The sequence below is a fragment of the Pectobacterium betavasculorum genome (genome assembly GCF_000749845.1).
Taxonomy (GTDB): domain Bacteria; phylum Pseudomonadota; class Gammaproteobacteria; order Enterobacterales; family Enterobacteriaceae; genus Pectobacterium; species Pectobacterium betavasculorum.
Genome location: NZ_JQHM01000009.1, coordinates 70,696 through 93,849, shown reverse-complemented (window position 1 = coordinate 93,849; position 23,154 = coordinate 70,696). Strand labels below are relative to the sequence as shown.

The 23,154-nt window shown below is 51.5% G+C and carries 20 protein-coding genes, 4 tRNA genes and 2 other RNA genes; 15 read left to right on the top strand and 11 right to left on the bottom strand.

The window, feature by feature from the left end:
• The first annotated feature begins 241 nt into the window (after positions 1-241).
• Positions 242-1,111, top strand: coding sequence for an alpha/beta hydrolase (locus KP22_RS16020; protein ID WP_244880038.1), 870 nt, complete (start codon positions 242-244; stop codon positions 1,109-1,111).
• 93 nt (positions 1,112-1,204) lie between these two features.
• On the opposite strand, the gene gltX is transcribed toward KP22_RS16020, so the two are convergent.
• The gene (gltX, locus tag KP22_RS16015; protein WP_039309246.1) at positions 1,205-2,620 is read right to left on the bottom strand and encodes a glutamate--tRNA ligase; all 1,416 of its coding nucleotides are present in this window, start codon (positions 2,618-2,620) and stop codon (positions 1,205-1,207) included.
• A 291-nt stretch (positions 2,621-2,911) separates the two neighbouring features.
• Here gltX and KP22_RS16010 point away from each other — a divergent pair.
• The 6 genes from KP22_RS16010 (at position 2,912) to KP22_RS21935 (ending at position 3,682) form a co-directional block, all read left to right on the top strand.
• Positions 2,912-2,987 (top strand) — tRNA-Val (locus KP22_RS16010).
• A 58-nt stretch (positions 2,988-3,045) separates the two neighbouring features.
• Positions 3,046-3,121, top strand: a tRNA-Val gene (locus KP22_RS16005).
• 54 nt (positions 3,122-3,175) lie between these two features.
• A tRNA-Val gene (locus KP22_RS16000) sits at positions 3,176-3,251 on the top strand.
• A 7-nt stretch (positions 3,252-3,258) separates the two neighbouring features.
• A tRNA-Lys gene (locus KP22_RS15995) sits at positions 3,259-3,334 on the top strand.
• A 46-nt stretch (positions 3,335-3,380) separates the two neighbouring features.
• Positions 3,381-3,508, top strand: a non-coding RNA gene (locus tag KP22_RS21940) — RtT sRNA.
• 46 nt (positions 3,509-3,554) lie between these two features.
• Positions 3,555-3,682: non-coding RNA, RtT sRNA (locus KP22_RS21935), on the top strand.
• Between the two features lie 151 nt (positions 3,683-3,833).
• Here KP22_RS21935 and KP22_RS15990 read toward each other — a convergent pair.
• A complete protein-coding gene (locus tag KP22_RS15990) occupies positions 3,834-4,940 on the bottom strand; it encodes an NADH:flavin oxidoreductase (RefSeq protein WP_039307211.1) in 1,107 nt (368 codons plus the stop codon).
• A gap of 185 nt (positions 4,941-5,125) precedes the next feature.
• Here KP22_RS15990 and KP22_RS15985 point away from each other — a divergent pair, with 185 nt between their 5' ends.
• From KP22_RS15985 to KP22_RS15975, 3 genes are all read left to right on the top strand, one after another.
• Positions 5,126-6,175, top strand: a complete 1,050-nt coding sequence (locus KP22_RS15985; RefSeq protein WP_039307209.1) for an aldo/keto reductase — start codon at positions 5,126-5,128, stop codon at positions 6,173-6,175.
• A gap of 84 nt (positions 6,176-6,259) precedes the next feature.
• On the top strand, positions 6,260-6,841 hold the full coding sequence (locus KP22_RS15980) for a TetR/AcrR family transcriptional regulator (RefSeq protein WP_039325164.1): 582 nt from the start codon (positions 6,260-6,262) through the stop codon (positions 6,839-6,841).
• Between the two features lie 331 nt (positions 6,842-7,172).
• Positions 7,173-7,607, top strand: coding sequence for a DoxX family protein (locus KP22_RS15975; RefSeq protein WP_039307204.1), 435 nt, complete (start codon positions 7,173-7,175; stop codon positions 7,605-7,607).
• 84 nt (positions 7,608-7,691) lie between these two features.
• On the opposite strand, the gene KP22_RS15970 is transcribed toward KP22_RS15975, so the two are convergent.
• The 7 genes from KP22_RS15970 to dgt form a co-directional block, all read right to left on the bottom strand.
• Complete coding sequence (locus tag KP22_RS15970; protein WP_033071017.1) at positions 7,692-8,684, bottom strand: sulfate/molybdate ABC transporter ATP-binding protein; 993 nt, start codon at positions 8,682-8,684, stop codon at positions 7,692-7,694.
• Positions 8,674-9,555: a sulfate ABC transporter permease subunit CysW gene (gene cysW / locus KP22_RS15965; RefSeq protein WP_039307201.1), complete on the bottom strand. Its 882-nt coding sequence runs from the start codon at positions 9,553-9,555 to the stop codon at positions 8,674-8,676. Before cysW ends, KP22_RS15970 begins: the two co-directional genes overlap by 11 nt.
• 12 nt (positions 9,556-9,567) lie before the next feature.
• Entirely contained in the window at positions 9,568-10,380 is an 813-nt protein-coding gene (gene cysT, locus KP22_RS15960) for a sulfate ABC transporter permease subunit CysT (protein ID WP_039307199.1), read from the bottom strand.
• Between the two features lie 155 nt (positions 10,381-10,535).
• Positions 10,536-11,540, bottom strand: a complete 1,005-nt coding sequence (locus KP22_RS15955; RefSeq protein WP_414625932.1) for a sulfate ABC transporter substrate-binding protein — start codon at positions 11,538-11,540, stop codon at positions 10,536-10,538.
• Positions 11,541-11,867: 327 nt separating this feature from the next.
• A complete protein-coding gene (locus tag KP22_RS15950) occupies positions 11,868-13,025 on the bottom strand; it encodes a CdaR family transcriptional regulator (RefSeq protein ID WP_039325179.1) in 1,158 nt (385 codons plus the stop codon).
• A 232-nt stretch (positions 13,026-13,257) separates the two neighbouring features.
• The gene (degP, locus tag KP22_RS15945; protein WP_039307196.1) at positions 13,258-14,727 is read right to left on the bottom strand and encodes a serine endoprotease DegP; all 1,470 of its coding nucleotides are present in this window, start codon (positions 14,725-14,727) and stop codon (positions 13,258-13,260) included.
• A gap of 187 nt (positions 14,728-14,914) precedes the next feature.
• Positions 14,915-16,426 (bottom strand): dGTPase, encoded by a 1,512-nt coding sequence (gene dgt / locus KP22_RS15940; RefSeq protein WP_039307193.1) that lies wholly within the window; start codon positions 16,424-16,426, stop codon positions 14,915-14,917.
• A gap of 245 nt (positions 16,427-16,671) precedes the next feature.
• Between dgt and mtnN the strand changes: the two genes are divergently transcribed.
• The 3 genes from mtnN to KP22_RS15925 all read left to right on the top strand — a co-directional run bounded on the left by mtnN (position 16,672) and on the right by KP22_RS15925 (position 18,723).
• Entirely contained in the window at positions 16,672-17,370 is a 699-nt protein-coding gene (mtnN, locus tag KP22_RS15935; RefSeq protein ID WP_039325163.1) for a 5'-methylthioadenosine/S-adenosylhomocysteine nucleosidase, read from the top strand.
• A gap of 3 nt (positions 17,371-17,373) precedes the next feature.
• Positions 17,374-18,213: a vitamin B12 ABC transporter substrate-binding protein BtuF gene (btuF, locus tag KP22_RS15930; protein WP_039325162.1), complete on the top strand. Its 840-nt coding sequence runs from the start codon at positions 17,374-17,376 to the stop codon at positions 18,211-18,213.
• Between the two features lie 231 nt (positions 18,214-18,444).
• Complete coding sequence (locus KP22_RS15925; RefSeq protein WP_039307187.1) at positions 18,445-18,723, top strand: hypothetical protein; 279 nt, start codon at positions 18,445-18,447, stop codon at positions 18,721-18,723.
• Between the two features lie 139 nt (positions 18,724-18,862).
• Here the strand turns inward: KP22_RS15925 and erpA are convergent, their stop codons facing one another.
• The gene (erpA, locus tag KP22_RS15920; protein WP_005969047.1) at positions 18,863-19,210 is read right to left on the bottom strand and encodes an iron-sulfur cluster insertion protein ErpA; all 348 of its coding nucleotides are present in this window, start codon (positions 19,208-19,210) and stop codon (positions 18,863-18,865) included.
• A gap of 392 nt (positions 19,211-19,602) precedes the next feature.
• On the opposite strand from erpA, the gene hemL reads away from it, so the two are divergent.
• A complete protein-coding gene (hemL, locus tag KP22_RS15915) occupies positions 19,603-20,883 on the top strand; it encodes a glutamate-1-semialdehyde 2,1-aminomutase (RefSeq protein ID WP_039307185.1) in 1,281 nt (426 codons plus the stop codon).
• A 76-nt stretch (positions 20,884-20,959) separates the two neighbouring features.
• Here the strand turns inward: hemL and KP22_RS15910 are convergent, their stop codons facing one another.
• Complete coding sequence (locus KP22_RS15910) at positions 20,960-22,420, bottom strand: aminotransferase-like domain-containing protein (RefSeq protein WP_039325161.1); 1,461 nt, start codon at positions 22,418-22,420, stop codon at positions 20,960-20,962.
• Between the two features lie 135 nt (positions 22,421-22,555).
• On the opposite strand from KP22_RS15910, the gene KP22_RS15905 reads away from it, so the two are divergent.
• A complete protein-coding gene (locus KP22_RS15905; protein WP_039307180.1) occupies positions 22,556-23,146 on the top strand; it encodes a LysE family translocator in 591 nt (196 codons plus the stop codon).
• Positions 23,147-23,154: the final 8 nt, after the last annotated feature.

Here is a 23,154-nt window from a genome sequence, read left to right as displayed (position 1 = left end):
AGGCAAGTACTGTGCGAACGCGTCGCATAATATGAAACCCGATTAGCAGTGTCAACGGCTAAATCCGGTTATCCGGTCAACCGCTGAAAAAGACGCCAAAGGTAAGAAAAAACAGGCGGCAATTCCGGTGTCATATCATCACAAGCACAATAAAAGCTGCCAACGATAACGCGATTTATTATCATTGATTCACGTTACGCTTTTGTCTTCTATTAAGCCCCAGCACATGCGCTATTTTCCTATGATTGTATTTTCTCTGATGGTATCCGCATCTAGCATCTCGCCCGTTCGGGCTGAGCCAACTATTCCTGATATTACCGAACAAGCAAAAGCTCAATTTGAGATCAAACAGATTGAGATACAAAGTGATGCACAGCATACCTATCGGATTTTCATCGCACTTCCCCGCCAACCCGCGCCAGAAGGCGGTTATCCGATGCTGTACATGCTGGACGGCAATGCGCAGTTTCCTGTTGCTATAAACAGCTATAACGCGAAAAATGGCGCAGCACCGCTGATTGTCGCTATCGGTTATCCGATCGATAAGCCTTACGATGTTCCCGCCAGAACGCGAGACTACACGCCACCAACCACACTCACCGATCCAGATTTTGCTACAGGCGGTGAGGCCGAGGCGTTTTATCAATTCCTGCAATCCACGGTAAAATCCTGGGTTGAAGCAAACTATGCCGTTAATAAACAAAAACAAACGCTTGCCGGGCACTCTTTCGGTGGCCTATTTACTCTCTATACGCTTTTTAACCACACCGAATCTTTCCAGCGTTATGTTGCTGCAAGCCCATCTATCTGGTGGGGAAATGGCATTGTGATTCCGGCAAGAACGCCGCTGCTCGCTACACCACCGCTGTCAATTACCGTTACAGCAGGGGCAAATGAAGATGAGCAAGTCAAAACGCGGGCGGGTCAACCCGTTGATGAAAAACGGGCAGAACGACTCAGCCAAAGAAAAATGGTGGAAAGAGCAAAAACGCTAGCCACACAACTCAATGAACAAGGCACAAAAGCCGACTTTATTCTGTTCCCTGGAAAGGGACATGGTGACGTGATTCCCGATGCCATCGGCAAAGCGGTGGCTATCGCCGGTCAATAGTTATCAGGCAACACCGCTCTCAGATAAAACAATAAAAAACCCCGGCTCTCAGGCCGGGGCTTATTTTGTGCAATGCTATTTACGCGATAGCGATTACTGCTGTGCTTCACGCTCGGTAATGAAAGCCAGTGCTTTATCAATACGCGCCAGCGAACGCTGTTGGCCAATCGCATGTACAGTCACGTCAACGCCCGGAGACTGACCAGCCCCTGTTACCGCAACGCGCAGCGGCATGCCGACTTTACCCATACCCTGACCCAGTTCATCTGCCGTGCCCTGAATAGCATGGTGAATGTTCTCCGGCGTCCAGCTAGTAATCGCTGCCAGCTTCTCACGTACCAGTTCAAGTGGCTGACGCGCAACCGGACGCAAATGCTTCTTCGCGGCATCCGCATCAAACTCAGCAAAATCTTCATAGAAATAGCGGCAAGAATCCGCTATTTCTTTCAGCGTTTTACAACGTTCGCCCAACAGGCCGACCAGTTCGCTCAACTGTGGTCCGGTGCGAGTATCAATTCCTGCCTGCTCAATATGCCATGACAGATGTGTTGCCACGTATTCTGCTGGCAGATGGTTAATATAATGATGGTTCAGCCATTGCAGCTTCTCAGTATTGAAGGCACTTGCGGATTTGCTGACCGCATCCAGTGAGAACAGAGATTTCATCTCATCAATAGAGAAAATTTCCTGATCGCCAGATGACCAGCCTAAACGCACCAGATAATTCAGCAATGCTTCCGGCAGATAGCCATCATCGCGGTATTGCATCACACCGACAGCACCGTGACGCTTGGACAACTTCTTACCGTCGTCACCCAAAATCATCGACACATGCGCATATTCCGGTACCGGTGCGCCCAAAGCTTTCAGGATGTTGATCTGGCGCGGCGTATTGTTGATATGATCTTCACCACGGATAACGTGCGTAATTTCCATATCCCAGTCATCGATGACGACACAGAAGTTGTAGGTCGGCGAGCCGTCGGTACGGCGGATGATCAGATCGTCGAGTTCCTGATTGCTGAATTCGATCGGCCCACGAATTCGGTCATTAAAGATGACTGAACCTTCCTGTGGGTTAAGAAAACGCACAACATGCGGCTCACTGTCAGCATGATGCTTGTGAGAACCACGACAGCAGCCGTCGTAACGTGGCTTATCACCATTTTCCATCTGCTGCTCGCGCAGTGCTTCCAGACGCTCTTTCGAACAGTAGCATCTATATGCCGTACCGTTTTCCAGCATCTGATCGATAACGGCGTTGTAGCGGTCAAAACGTTTAGTCTGGTAGTACGGGCCTTCATCCCAGTTCAGGCTCAGCCAGTTCATACCATCCATAATGGCATCAATCGCGTCCTGAGTTGAACGCTCCAGATCGGTATCTTCAATACGCAGCACGAACTCGCCGTCCTGGTGACGGGCAAATAGCCAAGAATACAGTGCGGTACGAGCGCCGCCAACGTGAAGATAGCCAGTAGGGCTAGGGGCGAAACGGGTTTTGATTTTCATTTGGGATTACAGCCTTATTACGCAACGGCTGTCGGCATAGACCGACATGAGCTCAGAGAACAAAAGTGGGCAACATTCTATCACTCTGCTTCGATTCCTCAACGCCGTAACATGCCGCACGCGCTTTTATTGTGGTTGAAGGAGCAAGATAGCTGACTGAATTGCACAAGGATACAGCGCTAACGGCGATAAATACGACGCCTTGCCTAATTTTGCAACGAACAACCATTTTAGTTTTAAAAAGCGTTGACTCATATTCAAGGATCCCTATAATGCGACTCCACACAGCGGGGGTGATTAGCTCAGCTGGGAGAGCACCTCCCTTACAAGGAGGGGGTCGGCGGTTCGATCCCGTCATCACCCACCACTCCTTACGGATTTTAAGTAAGAGTTGCTCGCTGTGTAGAGTAAGAAGATTTGAGATTGGGTGATTAGCTCAGCTGGGAGAGCACCTCCCTTACAAGGAGGGGGTCGGCGGTTCGATCCCGTCATCACCCACCAATCTCTACCAGCTGGTCTTCTTATTAGAAGTTGAAGTAAATGTAGTACAGAAGTGGGTGATTAGCTCAGCTGGGAGAGCACCTCCCTTACAAGGAGGGGGTCGGCGGTTCGATCCCGTCATCACCCACCACTTCTGCGGGTCGTTAGCTCAGTCGGTAGAGCAGTTGACTTTTAATCAATTGGTCGCAGGTTCGAATCCTGCACGACCCACCACTTCCGCAAAGTGACTCATCCCTGAAGTAAATCCACTAAACGTTATCTATTGCACGTGTCGTGTAGGTGAGAACCTGCGCTCAGGTTCGAGCCGAGTGAAACGAGACAGCAACGCGCTAGCGTTGACCCCGAAGGGGCGAGGCCAAAGGCCGAGTCATCCTGCACGACCCACCACTTCCGCAAAGTGACTCATCTCTGAAGTAAATCCACTAAACGTTATCTATTGCACGTGTCGTGTAGGTGAGAACCTGCGCTCAGGTTCGAGCCGAGTGAAACGAGACAACAACGCGCTAGCGTTGACCCCGAAGGGGCGAGGCCAAAGGCCGAGTCATCCTGCACGACCCACCACTTCCGCAAAGTGACTCATCTCTGAAGTAAACCCACTAAACGTTATCTATTGCACGTGTCGTGTAGGTGAGAACCTGCGCTAATCTTTCTGTATTAACCTTTCCAATACGCAATTGAAGTACCGCGACTTATCAGCCACGGCCCCCAAACATCACGCCAGTACGGCTAAATCCGCTGCATCAAAACCGCGTAATTTATCAGTCTGTCCAGAACGCACTTTTTGCACCCATTGCGCATCCGAGAGCAGTACCCGGCCGACCGCGATCAAATCAAATTCTTCCCGCTCCATTCGTGCATACAGATTGTCCAGCGCCGCCGCACCAGAACCTTCACCACCAAACGCAGCAAAGAAATCCGAGCTTAACCCTACCGAGCCAACGCTGATTGTCGCCGCACCTGTCAGCTTCTTCGCCCAACCAGCGAAGTTCAGCCCTTCATCCCCATCAATCTCAGGGAATTCCGGCTCCCAGAAACGGCGCTGGGAACAGTGGAGAACATCCACACCAGCCTCAACTAGCGGTGCCAACCAGTCCGTCATCTCCTGTGGAGAGGTGGCAAGCCGTGCGCTGTAATCTTGCTGCTTCCACTGACTCACGCGCAGAATCAGCGGGAAATCCTCACCAACAGCGGCCCGGACAGCACGAATTACCTCAGCGGCAAAGCGAGAGCGTTCGCGGATCGTTGCACCACCAAAGGCATCTTCACGCTTATTCGTGCCCGGCCAGAAAAATTGATCGATCAGATAGCCATGCGCCCCATGCAACTCCAGCGTGTCAAACCCCAGCCGCTTAGCATCGGCTGCCGCACGGGCGAAAGCCGCCACGGTATCGGCGATATCTTCTTCCGTCATCACCACACCACGAGGCTCATCAGGCCCAACCAACCCAGAAGGGCTCTCAACAGGAGCATCAGGTTCCCAACCGCGACCGTGCGTTGAGCCCGTATGCCAAATTTGTGGACCAATACGACCACCTGCGGCATGAACTGCTTTAGCCACCGCATCCCAGCCTGCCAGCGCCGCCTCACCATGGAAAAATGGAATTCCTGGCATGTTACGCGAAGCGGGACGATCGACCACAGTCCCCTCCGTTAGAATCAGTCCTACACCTCCCTCAGCACGTCGCTGGTAATATTGCGCATTCGCTGGGCCGGGAATCCCCTCTTGCGCCATACTACGCGTCATGGGCGCCATAACGATGCGATTGGGAAGGGTTAACCCTTTTACCGTGAAGGGACTAAACAGAATATCGTCAGACATGGATATTTCCTTTTTAAGGTTTATGTCATAGCGGCGTTGAATATAGATTAAAAACGCAATTCATTCAGTTAAGCAACCCTATCAGCATCACCCCTTGTAAAGATAATGCCACCTTGCTTGCACTCATAAATGATGTGTGACATATATAATAAATGTCAATCAACATTTAAATATGGATGAACAGTATGAAATACACGACGTTTGGACGGAATACGGGCTTACGCGTCTCTGAGTTGGCTCTCGGAACAGGAAATTTTGGCACTGGCTGGGGCTATGGTTCTGAAAAAGAACAGGCTAAACAGGTATTTGATCGTTATGCGAATGCTGGCGGCAACTTCATCGATACGGCTGATGCTTACCAGTTTGGTCAATCTGAGCAGATGGTCGGAGAGTTCATTGCCGCAGACCGCGATCATTTTGTCGTGGCGACGAAATACACCTTAAGTGCCATCGCGGATGCCGGAATTTCCCGAACCGGCAATAGCCGTAAGAATATGATTTCGTCGGTAGAAAACAGCCTTAAACGGCTACAAACCGATCGTATCGATGTGCTGTGGGCGCACTTTGATGATCAATTAACCCCGCTTGAAGAGATTGTTCGTGCTTTCGACGATCTCATTCGGGCTGGGAAAATCCAGTACGCAGGCTTCTCTAATTTCCCAGCCTGGCGCATTGCCCGAGCGGACACCATCGCGGAACTGCGCGGCTGGTCGCGAATTGCGGGTATTCAGGTGGAATACAGTCTGGTACAGCGTACGGCAGAGCGAGAACTGCTGCCGATGGCAGAAGCAATGGGGCTGGCAGCAACGCTTTGGTCTCCGCTGGGCGGTGGCTTGCTGACGGGTAAATACCGTCAAAGTAAAGAAGGCCGTCTGATCGGTTTTGGTGGAAGATTAGTGCACATCGAGCAAGATACGACCTTGCTGGATGAAGTATTTCGCGTTGCAAATGATTTGAACGTCATGCCAATACAGGTTGCCATCGCCTGGTTACGGCATAAATCCGCCCGCTCCAGCACCAGCCTGATCCCCATTCTGGGTTCTCGCACGCTGGCACAGCTGGACGATACGCTACTCGCATTAAATGTGACGCTAAGCGAAGCTCAGGTCGCGCGACTGGATGAAGTCAGTGCTATTTCGCTAGGAACGCCGCACGATCAGATCGCGGGGACGTTGCCTCGGGCTCAGGGAGGAGACAGCGCCCATATCAATACAGCGTGGCCACCGCGAGCCTGATCTGACTATTGATGAAAGGCATCATCTATTGAGTCTGGTTTTTTCATACTTTAAGATGATGCCTGACAGAGGAAGGAGAACAAAGTGGCCCGTGTATCAAAACAGCAGATGGAGCGTAACCGAGAGGAAATTATCCAGGTTTCCTCACAGCTCTTTCGTGAACAGGGCCTCAACGGCGTCAGCGTGAACGACTTGATGGCTGCGGCTGGGTTAACCCATGGCGGCTTTTATGGTCATTTTGCCTCTAAAGATGAACTCGTCGCTATCGCCAGCCGTAAAGCGCTTGAAGATTCCGGTTCCCGCTGGCAGGAAATAAGCCATCAGCCAAATCATCATGGCCTGCAAACGCTTGTTGAACATTACCTCTCCCCCGCCCACCGTGACGGAGCCAAAGATGGCTGTGCAATCACCGCCTTAGCTAGCGACATCGCCAGAGAAAGTGAAGGCAAGCCGGTACGTGAGGTTTATCTCAGCGGCGTCAGAGCCATGCTGGACAGACTGGAGTCCATCTCCACGATAGAAGATAAAGAACAGCGCAGGATGCATGCTCTGGCGCAATTAGCACTGTTATCCGGCGCACTGACATTAGCCCGTGCAACGGCTGGCGATACCTTATCGGACGACTTTCTCAACGCCGCTAAAAAAGCCCTGCTTGGCGAAGCATAAACAGGTTATGAAAAGGGGCCTATCGCATCCGTGATAAGCCCCGAGCAGCATTCCCTATAAACGATTCTCTATAAGCTATTCTCTGACCTTCAGCAGTTCAGGTTGTGGGCGTTTTTCATAACATGTTTTTCATAATGTATTGTTATTGCGTTATTCTCATCATCATTAGACCGCCACAATTGCGGTGCTATGCTTATCCGCGTTGAAACGCTTCACCTAATTTTTTGACAGAAAATATCAAATTTATTTGTTTTCTATTCAGGCGCTAAATCGACGACACTGCCGCCTTATATCCAATAGCACTTTTCGCTTACTCATGAGGTTGTCTAGTATGATTTCTCAGTTGAATCAGTGGTTCACGCGTTTAACCGATCATCCCGATGCAGGTAAACTTTTACTGCGTTTAACCGTGGGTATTTTGCTGCTGTTTCACGGTGTAGCAAAAGTTGAGCACGGCGTAGGCTGGATCGTACAGATGCTGCAAGGCGCTGGCCTGCCAGGTTTTATCGCTTATGGTGTTTATGTGGGTGAGGTCGTTGCGCCGATTCTGATTATTCTGGGCGTGTTTACCCGTATTTCTGGCCTGATTGCCGCGTTGACGTTGGTTGTCGCTACGCTGATGGTAGGTACAGGTAAATTCTTCACCCTGACCAATGTCGGCGCATGGGCACTGGAAGTCGAAGCACTCTATTTCTTTGCTGGCATTATCATCATGCTGGTTGGCAGCGGTCGTTACTCTGTTGCCTCTAATCCTGCTTATCGTTAATACTTTCAGCCGAAAGTATTAACCGAAAACGCAAAAAACCCGCGAATTTCGCGGGTTTTTTTATTGCTATCGTCGGCCTGCCGATCAGATTTCCCAGTCGTGATTATAGCGCTTGGGCTTGAACTGAATAACGTCACCTTTCTGCAATCCTTCCAGACTCACATCGTCTTTTGCGACTTCGGCTTCAATTAGCTCCGACTGCTCACCCAATTTCAACGACAGGCGCGTCAAGGCGCCTAGCGGACGAATATCGCGAACCGTCACCGCCTGATAGCCATCCTGAGCCTGAACAGACAACGACACTTCATGCGGACGGAACAGAATGGTTTCTTCCGTTTGCGCCACTTTCAACCGGTTACTGTCGCCAAGGAAATGGTAAACAAATTCGCTGGCCGGGTTGTTATATACCTCTGCTGGCGTACCAATTTGCTCAATCACGCCTTTATTCATCAGCACGATACGGTCAGCGACTTCCATCGCCTCTTCCTGATCGTGTGTCACAAATACCGATGTCAGATCGATATCTTCATGCAACTGAGATAGCCAGCGACGCAGCTCTTTACGCACCTTGGCATCCAGTGCACCAAAAGGTTCATCCAACAGCAGAATACTCGGTTCAACGATTAGCGCACGTGCCAGCGCAATACGCTGACGCTGGCCGCCGGAAAGCTGTTCAGGATAGCGATCTCCCAGCCAGTCCAACTGCACCAGATTCAGCAACTCATGCACTTTCTTTTCGATGTCACTCTTCGATGGGCGAATATTCTTCGGCTTCATCCGCAGCCCAAAGGCGACGTTATCGAACACCGTCATGTGGCGGAACAGAGCGTAATGCTGGAAGACAAATCCTACGTTACGTTTACGCACATCGTGGACGGATACATCCTGACCGTGAAAGATGATACTGCCACTATCCGGCTGCTCCAGCCCGGCGATAATACGCAGCAACGTCGTCTTACCACAGCCCGATGGCCCCAGCAGCGCCACCAGCTCGCCGCTGTGGATCGACAAATTAATCTCGTTCAGCGCCCGAAACTGGCCAAATTGTTTATTAATATTGCGAATCTCAATGCTCATTTTTGGCCAACTCCTGTTGTTTCTGTATTTGCTTCGTCAATCGACCTTCACTCCACTGGCGCAGTAACAGTACCACCAGCGACATCATCAGCAGCAGAATCGCCACGCTGAAGGCAGCAACGATGTTGTACTCGTTATAAAGAATTTCGATATGCAGCGGCAGCGTATTAGTCAGGCCGCGAATATGACCGGAAATGACGGAAACGGCACCAAACTCCCCCATTGCACGTGCGGTACACAGCACTACGCCGTAAATCAGCGCCCATTTCACATTCGGCAGCGTAATGTGCCAGAACATTTGCCAGCCATTCGCTCCCAGCAGCCGTGCGGCTTCTTCTTCCTGCGAACCTTGCTCTTCCATCAGCGGAATCAGCTCACGGGCAACGTAAGGCAATGTGACGAAAATCGTCGCCAGTACAATACCCGGAACGGCGTAAACAATTTGCAGATCGTGTTCAAGCAGGAAGGGATAGATCTTGCTTTGCGCCCCAAACAGCAGCACATACACCAGCCCCGCAACAACGGGTGATACGGAAAATGGCAAATCGATTAGTGCCAGCAGAAAGCTCTTACCACGAAATTCGAATTTCGTCACACACCACGCCGTCGCCAGCCCGAACACAACGTTTAACGGCACGGAAATGACGGTTGCGAGTAACGTCAGTTTAAGCGCAGAGATCGCATCCGGTTCGCTAATCGCGTCCCAAAATGCGCCAATACCTTTATCCAGACCCTGAGTCACTACCATCATCAGCGGCAACACCAGAATCAGGAAAAAAACGATCCACGCTAGTGAAACCAGAATGTAATAGGCTGCGGGCTGTTTTTTTCTTTTAGCCGCGCTGTCCTGAGCGGAAATAACCTGTTCCATGACGACCAGCCCTTACAGTTTCGGTTGAATGCGGCGCTGCAACACGTTAATCAGCAGCAGCATAATGAAAGAAACCAGCAGCATGAACACGCCAATCCCGGTTGCTCCCTTGTAGTCATACTGATCGAGCTTAGAGACAATCAGCAGCGGTAGGATTTCGGTTTTAAAGGGAATATTTCCCGCGATAAACACCACAGAACCGTATTCCCCTACGCCGCGGGCAAAAGCTAAAGCAAAGCCAGTCAGCCATGCTGGTAACAGCGCGGGAAGTAACACATGACGGAAAACCTGAAGCGGGCGTGCGCCAAGGCAGGCGGCGGCCTCTTCCACTTCTTTGGGAATATCAGCCAACACCGGTTGCAGCGTTCTGACGACGAAAGGTAACGTAACGAAGATCAGCGCCAGCGTGATACCAATGCTGGTATAGGCAATTTTGAAAGGAAACAACGAACCAACCAGGCCATTCGGTGCATACAACGCCGTCAGGGCAATCCCTGCCACAGCGGTTGGCAGCGCGAAGGGCATGTCGATCATGGCATCGATCACTTTACGACCTGGGAAAGTATAACGAACGAGCACCCACGCCAGCAGCGTCCCAAGAATACCGTTAATAAAAGCTGCTGCCAGCGCCGTACCAAACGAAAGCCGCAGAGAAAACAGCACTTGGCGGCTGGTGATCAGATCCCAAAACTGACCGAAGGTTAGTTGGCTGGCATACAAAAACATCGCTGCCAACGGAATAAGAACGATTAATCCTAAATAGCTCAGACTAAACCCTAACGTTAGCCCGAAACCGGGGATCACTGAGGAAGAACGCTGTGACATACCGTGCCTTTAATTTTCATACTCACTATCCAGCCAACAACTGCTTGCCGACACGCACTACCTGACAGAGCATTTCAGGCAGGTTGTTACCTGCCTTTTTAACCTGAAAAAGCCGCTACGGTAATAGCGGCCTTAATCCGTCAGACATTACAAACTTACTTATTAATCTCTTTAAAGATTTTGTCGAACACGCCACCATCGTTAAAGAATTTGTCCTGTGCCGCTTTCCAGCCGCCGAAATCCTTGTCGATCGTGACCAGATTCACCGGAGCAAACTGATCTTTAAACTCTTCGGCAATCTTGGCGTTACGTGGGCGGTAGAAGTTCTTACCGATGATGCGTTGTGCTTCATCGCTGTAGAGATATTGCAGATAAGCTTCAGCCTGTTTCTGCGTCCCTTTACGCTCAACAACTTTATCGACGACAGCAACCGGAGGTTCAGCCAGAATTGACAGAGACGGTGTGACGATCTCAAGCTGGTCGCCGCCCTGCTCTTTCAGAGACAGGTAAGCTTCGTTTTCCCACGCCAGCAGCACATCACCCAACTGACGTTGTACAAAGCTGATGGTCGCGCCACGCGCACCGGTATCCAGTACTGGAGCGTGACGATACAATTCGGTGACAAATTTCAGTGCGCTTTCTTCATTGCCGCCCGGTTGCGCTTTGGCATAAGCCCATGCAGCGAGGAAGTTCCAGCGAGCACCACCGGACGTTTTCGGGTTTGGCGTGATCACTTCAACGCCCGGTTTCACCAGATCGTTCCAGTCTTTGATTTGCTTCGGATTACCTTTACGCACCAGAAAAACGATGGTGGAAGTGTAAGGCGTGCTGTTGTCAGGTAAACGCGCCTGCCACTTAGGATCGATCAGCGGTTGGTTCAGGTTTAATGCGTCAATGTCACCTGCCAGCGCCAGCGTCACCACATCAGCCTGTAAGCCATCAATGACAGAACGCGCCTGCTTTCCAGAGCCTCCGTGCGAGTTTTTGATTGTGATATCTTCACCCGAGGTCGCTTTCCAATGCTTGATAAACGCTGCATTGTATTGCTGATACAGTTCACGCGTCGGATCGTAAGACACGTTTAATAATTCGGTAGCCGCCGAGGCCACACCAGAAAATAACAGCGCTGCCGTAGCAACAGATAACCCCAGACGACGTATTGACATTCTTATCACTCCCTAACCTTAATGCTTGAAAGTATTTAGATAAAATAATGATGAATGCGATCGATTGACGCCGTTGATGCGGCTATCAGGCTGACAACATGGAAGTGACAATAGTGGATATAATGAAGGGGCAAAAATATTGTTTCGCGATAATTTATGCTATCGCGTTATATTGTTAATGGTTATGTCATAGTTTTCAGTCTAAGCAATTTTGTTACGACTGAAGACCGCAACGGTTAACCCTGCTGCTATACGGCATCAGGGGACACGGTAGAAATTCAGATTACCTAAACGTGGGCGTAAAGCCGTTTCTCTTCTGCCCTACTCTTCTTCATCCAGTTGCAAGGCGACATACAGCAGCAGGCGGTCGTCAAAATTCCCCAAATCTAATCCCGTCAGTTCAGAAATACGATTAAGACGATACTCCAGCGTATTACGGTGAATAAACAGCGCTTTCGCCGTCGCACCGGGTTGAACGTTATTACGGAACCAGGCACCTAGCGTCCGGCGCAGCAGGCCATTACCGTCCATTGCCTTGAGCTTCGAAAGCGGACGCACCAGTTCGTTTGCCTGCCACCCACCGCGCAAACTATCCAACAACACAGGCAACATCAGATCCTGATAGTAATAACAACGCTGGGTGGGCATTCGCTGCTTGCCTACGCTCATTGTCGTACGCGCCGTACGGTAAGAGCGTGCAATACTGCCGGGACCAGCAAAATAGTTCCCCAGCGCTAGTCGCACCCGCAGCCGACTGCTTTCTGCCATCCGTGACATTAGCGTATCCACGCGTCTGCGGTGTTCTTCCGCATCCCAACGCCCGTGGCTGTTCAGCGCCGGTTTTAGTACCACCATTTCCGTCAGGGAGACAATAGCGATCAGATTGTCACGCTCCGGCGTGGTCAGCAGCGTCTGCAACTGCTGTAGCTCTGCCATTGCCGAATCTACACCAAGCTGCCCGCTATCCACTTCAATCACCGCTGCAACGCGGGGTTTATTCATATCGATACCTAGGCGCTGCGCCCACTCCATAAGAGCGGGAGACAGATCGTCGGTACGGATCAGGTTCAACACCAGCTCTTCGCGCAAGCGGCTATCCTGTGCCAGCATATGCAGTAGCCTTGCCTGCTCCAGCATCATTTCCGCCGTCATGCAGACAAGCTCACCGTATTGCCGCAGTTGGCTAGGGTTCCCCGTCAGGCCGATAACCCCAACGATTTCACCGTCGATGCGCAGGGGTAAATTGATACCCGGACGCACGCCGTGCAGGTGACGCGCCACGGCGTCATCAATATCGACGACCCGACCCTGCGAAAGCGCCAGCAGCGCCCCTTCGTGCAATTCCCCCAATCGCTCCTGATCGCCACTGCCGATAATCTTACCGCGAGCATCCATTACGTTGATATTGCTATCAATGATCTGCATGGTTCGCGCGACAATATCCTGTGCCATCTTGGCATTGAGATGATACGACGCCATTTTTACCTCTGAGAGGAACATTGACAATTGCACCAGCATACCGCCGCACCGTGCGCCACACATTGTGCAAATTAACAAAGAAATAGGAATTAGGTTAAATCTGTGGAAGAACTCACAAAAACGCTTTTATGCAGAAATAAGAAATAGCCGGGCACCTCAGCACCCGACTAGGAAATCAAATCAAGACATTGTATTAAAAGGTAATTATTAACTTACACGTTAAACATTTCGATTACTGAGCCAGAAGATAAATCGTGCTGTCACCGCGGCGAACGTTCAGCGCCAAGACAGCCGGTTTGCTGTCCAGAATTTTACGCAATTCGCCGATATTCTGTACCGCCTGTTGGTTAACGCCGAGGATAATGTCGTCCTTCTTCAGCCCCACTTTAGCCGCTGCGGAACCGGGTTTAACGTTATCCACCTTAACGCCTTTTTTATCGTCAACCTGAGTATTACTCAGTTCAGCACCTTCAATGCCGGAGTAGAGATTACCGGAAGCCACCTGAGTCTGATTGCTCTGTTGCAGCGTCACATCAACCGTCAGCGGTTTGCCATCACGCAGCAGCCCCAGTGCGACTTTGCTTCCTACTGGCAGCGAACCGACCTGTGCACGCAGCGCGGAGAAACTGCTAACTGCTTTGCCATTCAGCGTGACGATCACATCGCCCGCCTTGATACCCGCTGTATCTGCTGCCGATTTCGCTCGCACCTGACTCACAAACGCGCCGCGCTGTGCATCAATCTTCATCGCCTGCGCCAGTTCAGAGTTCAGCTCGGTACCCGTGATGCCCAGTTCGCCGCGCTTCACTTCACCAAATTCGACAATCTGTGCGACGACGCTTTTCACCATATTGCTGGGGATAGCGAAACCAATCCCGATACTGCCGCCATCCGGGGCAAGAATCGCGGTATTCAGCCCAATCAGCTCCCCATTCAGGTTCACCAGCGCGCCGCCGGAATTCCCCCGATTGATCGCTGCATCGGTCTGAATAAAGTTTTCATAGTTTTCAATATTCAAGCCACTACGTCCCAACGCGGACACAATACCCGATGTCGCGGTTTCCCCCAGACCATACGGGTTACCAATCGCTACAGTGTAATCACCGACCCGCAGTTGGTCGGAATCCGCAACCTTAATGGCCGTCAGATTTTTAAAGTCTTTCAGTTGCACCAGCGCGATATCTGAACGCGGATCTTTGCCTAACACTTTGCCGTCATATTTGCGGCCATCACTGAGTCGAATCTGAATCTTATCGGCGTTATCCACCACGTGGCTATTGGTCACCACGTAGCCTTTTTCCGCATTAATCACGACGCCCGCGCCCAGCGCCTGGAAGTTTTCCTGTTTGGGTTGCGGTTGGCCGCTGTCATCACCGTCGTCACTATCGCCCTGACACATCGGCGACGACTGGAACGGCGATCCTTCCTGGCAGAACGGCGAGTTCTCACCAAAAAACGGCTGAAGCTGCGGCGGAATACCGTCTTTGCCTGCATTGTTTTCTTTACCCGCATTGGTGGTATGCCCTTCCACGTAGATACTTACGACAGAAGGCATAACATTTTCCAGCATAGGGGCCAGGCTGGGCAATTGACCCGATGACGCAGCAGACGCCGCTGACTCAGCCGCATTCGCCGTGGTGGAGCCCATCGCCATCGCCAGACTTAACGCCAGCGCACTCAGAACCAGTGATTTTCTTTTCATAGGAGGTTATCTCATAGTAATCAACACGCGAGTCTTACGGCCCGTGTACCCGACACCGGGTACACTCAGTGGTCGTTGTATGAGATAAATATGAACCAACAATGTTCCCGAGGGGAAGATCGTGAAGCGTAAGGAAATATTGAAAGGCTTTACAAAACTCGCGATTTCCGTTGCAGCCTGTTCATCGCTAATCCGCCGCCATCAGCTTGCGGTATTCGTCGTAGGCGTACAAATCCGTCATACCGCTGATGTAATCCTGAATCAGACGCGCCCGATAATAATATTCACGGACGATCCGCTCAGGTTCGGCGACACCTTCCAACGCAGTGACAGCTTCGCGATAGGCCAGACAATGCTTGCTGGATAACTTGTGATAAAGCCGAGTTTCAATCGGATAACGTTTGTGCATATCGTCGCTGACAAGCTGGCTAAAATCCTGATAGGGCATGTCGAGCAGCGGGCTATAGATATCCAGCAGGCCGCGAATCACGCGGTCGCCCTGTAACTCCAGTTGCTCAACTTCATGATGATTAAAAACGTGCTTTAAGGCGACACGCTTGAAGATGCCTAACAGACGGTTCTGCGGGCTATCGTCCTCAAGCAATGCCTGATTGAACGATCCGGCATAGATCGCTGGCAGGTTATCGATAAAACGCTTCGCGGCATGGGGCACCATCTGCTGCACGGTGTTAACGCGGAGATTCATAAAGAACTGGTCGTCGTGACTGCGCCATTTTAAACGCTCACGCTCTTTGTAGGCATATTCAATCGTTTTGGCGAAAATGTCTTTCTCCGTTCCTTCCCCCCAATTTTCACGCAACAGATCATACAGTTCTTCTATTGTGAGGATATCTTTCTCGACGGCATCTTCTAAATCCGCGATACAGTACGAGACATCATCGGCTGCTTCCATAATGTAGCTCAGCGGGTGGCGATGAAATTCCCCCATATCCAGCTCTTCACGCAACCGTAAGACAAACGCTTCTTCTGCCAGATAGTAACCCGGCTTCTTCATCAAATAGTTGTAATCCTCCGGAAGCTTGCCGTGCCAATATGCGGGGCGGGTATATTTCAGGATACAGGCCACCTGACCGTAGGTGAGATTAAGTTTCAGCAACGTATGCACCAGTCGGATCGCCTGCGCATTGCCTTCAAAATGGCTCAGATCCTGCCGGATCTGCCTGCGCAGATCGTCCAGCCCATCCTGCTGCATCCGCAGCGTAGGGACGTTACAATCATCAACACGTTCCGGGGATTCACTGTCCAGATAATGGCTATCCAGCAATTTTCTGAACCATTGATTAATCGCGGATTCTCCAAAATGGCCAAACGGCGGATTGCCGATGTCGTGCATCAGACAGGCCATTTCAACCAGACTTTCAAACGGCGTTTGTCTATCCGCTAGCCCGAGCGATTCCAGTCGGCCGTCGGCTTGCAGACGGTGCAAAATCTCTTTTGCGATGTAACGGCCAACCTGCTGAACTTCCATCGAGTGGGTTAGACGGGAACGGACGGCTGCATTACGTTCCAGCGGAAAAACCTGGGTTTTTTGCTGTAAGCGGCGAATGGCAGCGGAGTTAATGATACGACCGCGATCGCTCTCGAACTGACGCACAATCGCATATTCGCTATCAACTGTTTTAGGTCGGCTGAAATGCCGCTGAAAGCTCATTTTTTTGGCGAAATCGATATCAGACATACGGTTCTCCCTGTCATCCCGCAACAGTACAATGATGGATACTCCATCTCATCCCACTAGCCATGATAGACTAACGTCCGCGATATACACCTAATGCTGGTCATTTAACGATCGAGATACACGGTGCGACCACAGGGTAATGCATCCCTGCGGGAACCTCCCCCTGTGTTTCCCCTAAAATGGGATTTCAGTGACCAGTATTAGGTATACACCATCCATTTATAACAGAATTTTCGGGGAACCTTATGAAAGTCGGCATTATCGGCGCGATGGAACAAGAAGTAACGCTGCTGCGCGATCGGATTGAAAATCGTCAGACCTTCCAGCGTGCGGGTTGCGAAATCTACACCGGACAAATCAACGGCGTAGACGTCGCACTGCTGAAATCCGGTATCGGTAAAGTCTCCGCCGCACTGGGTACCACGCTGCTGCTGGAACATAGCAAGCCGGATGTAGTGATTAACACCGGTTCCGCTGGCGGCCTGGCATCCACACTGAACGTCGGTGATATCGTCGTTTCCGATGAAGTACGCTACCACGATGCCGACGTGACGGCCTTTGGCTATGAACCTGGTCAGATGGCGGGCTGCCCTGCCGCTTTCTCTGCCGATGAAAAACTCATCGCGCTGGCACAGGAAGCCATTGCCGATTTACAGCTGAACGCCGTGCGCGGTTTAGTTGTCAGCGGCGATGCCTTCATTAACGGCGCAGAGCCGTTAGCACGCATCCGTACCACCTTCCCGAAGGCTATTGCCGTGGAAATGGAAGCCACCGCAATCGCACATGTCTGCCATCAATTTGGCGTACCGTTTGTAGTGGTTCGCGCGATTTCTGATGTGGCGGATAAAGCCTCACACCTGAGTTTTGATGAGTTCCTGAGCGTTGCGGCACAGCAATCAACGCGGATGGTAGAAGCCATTCTGGCCAAGCTGACTGCTCACTAATCGATGACCTTCAGGCTCCTCTGCTGGCTGACAGGGCTGCTGTTCTGCGCCGCCGCTTATGCTATTCCACAGCGTGTTATCAGCCTCGCACCACACGCGACGGAAATGGCCTATGCGGCTGGAATGGGCGAACAGCTGATTGCCGTCAGCGCCTGGTCAGATTACCCGCCAGAAGCGAAAAAGCTGGAACAGGTTGCCTCCTGGCAGGGAATCAACCTTGAGCGGATCCTCGCACTCAAGCCCGATCTTATTCTGGCCTGGCGCGAGGGTAACCCGCAGCGTCCGCTGGAACAGCTCGCTAATTTCTCGATTCCCATCATCTATCTGGACGCGAAAACCTTAGACGATATCCCAGCGTCATTGCGACAATTGGCAGCCTATAGCCGTCACCCTGAACAAGCCGAACAGGCTGCGACAGATTTTCAGCAGCAAATAGGCGAACAACAACTCGCGGATGAGAAGCATAAGGCGGCACACACAGCGCCATTGCGAGTCTTCATTCAATTTGGCACTCAGCCGCTATTTACCTCTTCAAAAGCGACGCTACAGAGCCAGATCGTTTCACTGTGCGGCGCAGAAAATATCTTTGGCGACAGCCCAGTGCCCTGGCCGCAGGTAAGTCGTGAGCAGGTGTTAAGACGGCAGCCGCAGGCCATTATCATCAGCGGCGAGCCAGACAAAATTGCCACTGCACAGGCATTTTGGCAACCACAGTTAGCGGTTCCGATTATTACTGTCAATGAAGACTGGTTTAGCCGCAGCGGCCCCCGTTTGCTATTGGCTGCACAGCAAATTTGTTCTCAATTAGCAGAATTAAGGCCCACCTCTTCGTCAGCAAAATGATCGTTAATTAACACTATGAAATCATTCTGATAACAATAGCTTCATTAATATACAAGTTGTAACACTAGCAAACTTTTATTTCGCCAACATTTGCCGATAATCTGACCGTAACGGTGGAATCATAGACATCAATAAAAGGTGTTGATTACCACCCGGCGATAAAGCCAAAGCAATGCAAAATTAGAAAATTTTGAACCGATATCGGTTCCTTTAACACCAGGTAAAATAAACATGAAAAGTGCGTTGCTTTGCGCAAGCCTGCTGATCGCGGCTTGTGGAACTGCCTATGCAGGAAGTAGCGGCGGGCAAATTAATGCTCAATTGACGATATTGCCGTCGTGTGGTGTAACGCCGCAATCCGGTCAACATCAAATGAACTGTAACGTAACCTCTGTACCCCAACCTAAAATTACTGAGTCACGTATTCAGGTCAATCAGGCCAAATTCTCATCCTCTGCGACAAAAACGACGCAAGGTATGGAAACACGTTTAATTACGGTCGAATGGTAATCACAGTAAAACACGGGGATGTTTCAACACCGCTGTGACAGGCTTATTGTCTACTATAAAAAATGTCTGCTATAAAAAAACCGTGTCTCAGTAAGACACGGTTTTTATTTTTTAGTCGGTGAATAACCGCAATATGGGATCAGACGCTGAAAGAGGAACCACAGCCGCAGGTAGATTTCGCATTCGGATTCGTCACGATAAAACGAGAACCTTCAAGCCCTTCGGTATAATCAACCGCACCGCCAACCAGATATTGCAGGCTCATCGGATCAACCACCAGCGCCACACCCTGTTTCTCAATGGTCATGTCGCCATCGTTGATTTGATCGTCAAAGGTAAAACCATACTGGAAACCGCTACAGCCGCCGCCCGTGATATACACGCGCAGTTTCAGCTCTGGGTTTTCTTCATCAGCAATCAGGTTTTTCACCTTGCTTGCCGCCGCATCGGTAAATTGCAGAGGCAGTGCTGCTATATCGTCGCTCATATTTTTACTCCCAACTCAGGGCTTATCAGGTGATAGACCCATATTCATACGCTTATTATCCGGCAGGATTAGAAAACGTTCAAGATTTGACAGCCATACCCTAAATAATTCGAGTTTCAGGAAGGCGGCAACCGCACGAATCCCCAGGAGCTTACTCAAGTAAGTGACTGGGGTGAGCAAGGGAAGCCAACGCACATGCAACTTGAAGTATGACGGGTAAATTGTTTAAATAATCGCCGCATTATGCCGAGTCATCTCTCCCCTAGCCAGTACTCTCAGTGGGTATGACGCTATGCGTTTTCAAGTGAAAACCTGTACAGCGATTTCATAACAGCGGTCAGTTCATTAGAATACCCCTACATTTTACGATCAAGACCAGTCAGGACCGCGTAATGAACAAATCTGAAAGCCTGTATGCTGCGGCACAGCAACTTATTCCCGGCGGTGTGAATTCACCTGTTCGCGCCTTTAACGGCGTCGGCGGCACGCCGTTGTTCATCGAGCGAGCAGACGGTGCCTACCTCTACGACGTCGACCAACACGCGTACATTGATTACGTGGGATCGTGGGGCCCAATGGTACTGGGTCATAATCACCCGGCGATTCGTGATGCAGTGATTGCTGCCGCAGAACGCGGTCTGAGTTTTGGTGCGCCTACCGAGATGGAAGTACAGATGGCACGTCTGGTCACCTCGCTGGTGCCCAGTATGGATATGGTGCGGATGGTCAACTCCGGCACAGAAGCCACCATGAGTGCAATCCGTCTGGCGCGGGGTTATACGAGCCGCGATAAAATCATCAAATTTGAAGGCTGCTATCATGGTCACGCCGACTGCCTGCTGGTAAAAGCCGGTTCCGGTGCGCTAACGTTAGGTCAACCGAACTCTCCCGGCGTTCCGGCCGATTTCGCTCGTCATACGCTGACCTGCGTCTATAACGATCTGTCATCGGTACGCGCCGCCTTTGAGCAATATCCTGACGAGATCGCCGCGATCATCGTCGAGCCCGTCGCAGGCAACATGAACTGCGTTCCACCGCTGCCAGATTTCCTTCCCGGCCTGCGTGCCCTGTGCGACGAGTTTGGTGCTCTGTTCATCATCGATGAAGTCATGACTGGCTTTCGTGTCGCGCTGGCGGGTGCACAGTCGCACTATGGCGTCGTGCCGGATCTGACCTGTCTGGGGAAAATCATCGGCGGCGGCATGCCAGTCGGCGCATTCGGCGGTAAGCGTGAAGTCATGCAGGCACTGGCACCAACGGGCCCGGTTTATCAGGCGGGAACGCTGTCCGGCAACCCGATTGCCATGGCGGCAGGCTTTGCCTGTTTGACCGAAGTGGCGAAACCCGGTGTACATGAAAAGCTCACCGCGTTGACCAATCAGTTGGCCGATGGCCTGCTGGCTACTGCGAAAGCCGAAAACATTCCGCTGGTGGTTAATCAGGCGGGCGGCATGTTCGGCCTGTTCTTTACCGATGCCGACAGCGTTACCTGCTATCAGGATGTGATGAAGTGCGACGTCGAACGCTTTAAGCTTTTCTTCCACATGATGCTGGAAGAAGGGATTTATCTCGCACCGTCCGCTTTTGAAGCCGGTTTCATGTCTCTGGCGCATACGCCACAGGACATCGAACGCACTATCGAAGCGGCACAGCTCTGCTTCTCACGCCTGTAAAGCGAATTTACTGTACAACGGCGTCATTCACTGACGCCGTCATTTGCTTATAAACCAGATTCAATAGACCGTATAGCTAGCTTTCATTATTTGGATCGATGCCGCTCATTTCACACGCCAGCGCGCCCGCACGCTTAAGCGCATACGTGTATCGTTCATCAAACGGGTAGCAGCAAGACAGCCGAAGCGCATGCTTACAGCGGCCGCTCAGCGTGTAGAGTTCGCCGGGCGTGACGCAAATCTTCTCTTGCAACAGACGATGGAATAACTCAACCCCATCTACACCGCCCGGTAATTCCAGCCAAAAGACAAACCCGCCCTGCGGCTGCGTCGCGCGCGTGCCCTGTGGAAAATACCGGGCAATCAGTCCACGCGCCTCATCCATCTGCGCAGCATAGCGGCGACGCAGCGTGCGCAGATGGTGATCGTAACCACCGGACTCCAGAAACTGCGCCAGCGTTTCCGATAACAGCGCCGATTCCGCCATTGACGATACCGCTTTCAGCCGCGCCACTTGTGCCCGAAAACGCCCCGACGCCATCCAGCCGATACGAAAATCAGGTGCCAGCGTTTTCGTAAAGCTGGAACAGTAAATAACCCACCCCTCGCGGTCAAAGGCTTTCACCGTCGGCGACAGCGGCCAGGTAAACTGGAGTTCGCTGTATAACCCATCCTCAATAAGTGGCACCTGATAATCATTGACCAGCTTGGCCAGCCGCTTTTTATCCGCCAGCGTCATGCTACACCCTAACGGATTCTGCGCGTTCGGCATGGCAATAATCGCCTGTAACCGATTTTCTGATAGCAGCAGTTCCAGCGCATCCAGCGAGAGGCCACGCTGCGGATCGGTAGGAATCTCTACCGTTTTCAATCCCAGACTCGCTAACAGAGGAAAGAGATAAAAATAGGTTGGCGTTTCCAACCCCACGCAGTCACCCGGCTGCGTAACCGTACGTAGCGCCAGCTGTAGCGCCTCCATGCAGCCATGCGTAATCGTGATGTCTTCGCGGGTCAATGTCATACCTAAATCCATCGCTCGCCGCGCTACTTCACGCCGCAGCCGTTCACTGCCCGGCGGCAGCGCATAGCGGCCAATCAGCTCAGGCTGTCGCCGCAGCAGCGAAGCGGCAATACGACCGATCTTTTCGGTAGGGTAGAAATCAGTATGCTGCGGGCACGCCAGAGAAATGTTGATGTAGTCGGGGTGAGTTTGAGCAGCAAACACGGTATCAATCAGATCCAGTTTCTCACTGCCCGGCACAATTACCTGTGCACGGTGAGGTTTGCTCTCTGTCAGCGACGGCAGACGTCCTCGCACAAAGTAGCCAGACTGCGGTCGCGCTTCGATCAACCCGCGATCTTCGAGAATACGCCAGGCATTCAGCACCGTATTCACACTCACCTGATGCGATCCGGCGACACGGCGAATCGACGGCAAGCGGCTTCCTGGCGCTAACGTCCCTTGATGAATGGCCGTGGCGAAGGTTTCTGCCAGTTGTTGATAGAGCGTACTTTCTTGTGAGTCGATGATGGACACAGTTCCTCCGCCAGCCGATGAGTACAGTTAACAACTAATGCATTTTGTACCCATAACAATAAACATTTTGTGTATCTGTAACCATTTATTTTTTCTGCCTACTATAGTGATCTTCCCCATCATCAGGATAACACCATGCTCGATCCTTCTTTTTTCAGTTACGTCACCGTCATGTCGATCACACCGGGGCCAAATAATCTGCTGCTGGCAACGTCAGGCGTCAATTTTGGCCTGCGTCGTACGCTACCGATGCTGATGGGTATTTTAATTGGCTGTGCGCTCCAAACGGTGTTGATGGGCGTGGCATTGGAGCTTTTGCTGAGCTGGCTGGGCGCGATCCGCCTTCCCCTTACGGTGTTGGGATGCGCCTATTTACTGTGGCTATCGTGGAAAATTGTGCGCTCGTCGGCACCAGAATTACAAGGGCGAGTACAGCCGATGACTGTACTGCAAGGGACATTATTTCAGGCGGTAAACCCGAAAGCCTGGCTGATGTCCAGCAACATTGCGCTGCTTTATACCGCCAGCAACGGCATTTTCACCATTATGATCGCCTTTATGGCGCTCAATCTGCCCTGCATTTTAGTCTGGGCGCTACTCGGCGATCGCATCGGTAAACATCTTCAGGAACCGTGGAAACTGAAAGCCTTCAACGGCATCATGGCGCTTTCTCTGGTGCTCACCACGTTTTGGATGCTGGTCGAAGCCATCAACGTCTCCGGCTAATCACACGG

What these genes read in the sequence shown, in the direction of transcription:
- cysT (WP_039307199.1), bottom strand. Translation starts at nt 10,380, where the DNA reads ATGTCACAGCGTTCTTCCTCAGTGATCCCCGGTTTCGGGCTAACGTTA.
- KP22_RS15905 (WP_039307180.1), top strand. Translation starts at nt 22,556, where the DNA reads ATGCTCGATCCTTCTTTTTTCAGTTACGTCACCGTCATGTCGATCACA.
- erpA (WP_005969047.1), bottom strand. Translation starts at nt 19,210, where the DNA reads ATGAGCGACGATATAGCAGCACTGCCTCTGCAATTTACCGATGCGGCG.
- hemL (WP_039307185.1), top strand. Translation starts at nt 19,603, where the DNA reads ATGAACAAATCTGAAAGCCTGTATGCTGCGGCACAGCAACTTATTCCC.
- KP22_RS15985 (WP_039307209.1), top strand. Translation starts at nt 5,126, where the DNA reads ATGAAATACACGACGTTTGGACGGAATACGGGCTTACGCGTCTCTGAG.
- KP22_RS15925 (WP_039307187.1), top strand. Translation starts at nt 18,445, where the DNA reads ATGAAAAGTGCGTTGCTTTGCGCAAGCCTGCTGATCGCGGCTTGTGGA.
- KP22_RS15975 (WP_039307204.1), top strand. Translation starts at nt 7,173, where the DNA reads ATGATTTCTCAGTTGAATCAGTGGTTCACGCGTTTAACCGATCATCCC.
- KP22_RS16020 (WP_244880038.1), top strand. Translation starts at nt 242, where the DNA reads ATGATTGTATTTTCTCTGATGGTATCCGCATCTAGCATCTCGCCCGTT.
- cysW (WP_039307201.1), bottom strand. Translation starts at nt 9,555, where the DNA reads ATGGAACAGGTTATTTCCGCTCAGGACAGCGCGGCTAAAAGAAAAAAA.
- KP22_RS15970 (WP_033071017.1), bottom strand. Translation starts at nt 8,684, where the DNA reads ATGAGCATTGAGATTCGCAATATTAATAAACAATTTGGCCAGTTTCGG.
- KP22_RS15990 (WP_039307211.1), bottom strand. Translation starts at nt 4,940, where the DNA reads ATGTCTGACGATATTCTGTTTAGTCCCTTCACGGTAAAAGGGTTAACC.
- dgt (WP_039307193.1), bottom strand. Translation starts at nt 16,426, where the DNA reads ATGTCTGATATCGATTTCGCCAAAAAAATGAGCTTTCAGCGGCATTTC.
- KP22_RS15950 (WP_039325179.1), bottom strand. Translation starts at nt 13,025, where the DNA reads ATGGCGTCGTATCATCTCAATGCCAAGATGGCACAGGATATTGTCGCG.
- mtnN (WP_039325163.1), top strand. Translation starts at nt 16,672, where the DNA reads ATGAAAGTCGGCATTATCGGCGCGATGGAACAAGAAGTAACGCTGCTG.
- gltX (WP_039309246.1), bottom strand. Translation starts at nt 2,620, where the DNA reads ATGAAAATCAAAACCCGTTTCGCCCCTAGCCCTACTGGCTATCTTCAC.
- degP (WP_039307196.1), bottom strand. Translation starts at nt 14,727, where the DNA reads ATGAAAAGAAAATCACTGGTTCTGAGTGCGCTGGCGTTAAGTCTGGCG.
- btuF (WP_039325162.1), top strand. Translation starts at nt 17,374, where the DNA reads ATGACCTTCAGGCTCCTCTGCTGGCTGACAGGGCTGCTGTTCTGCGCC.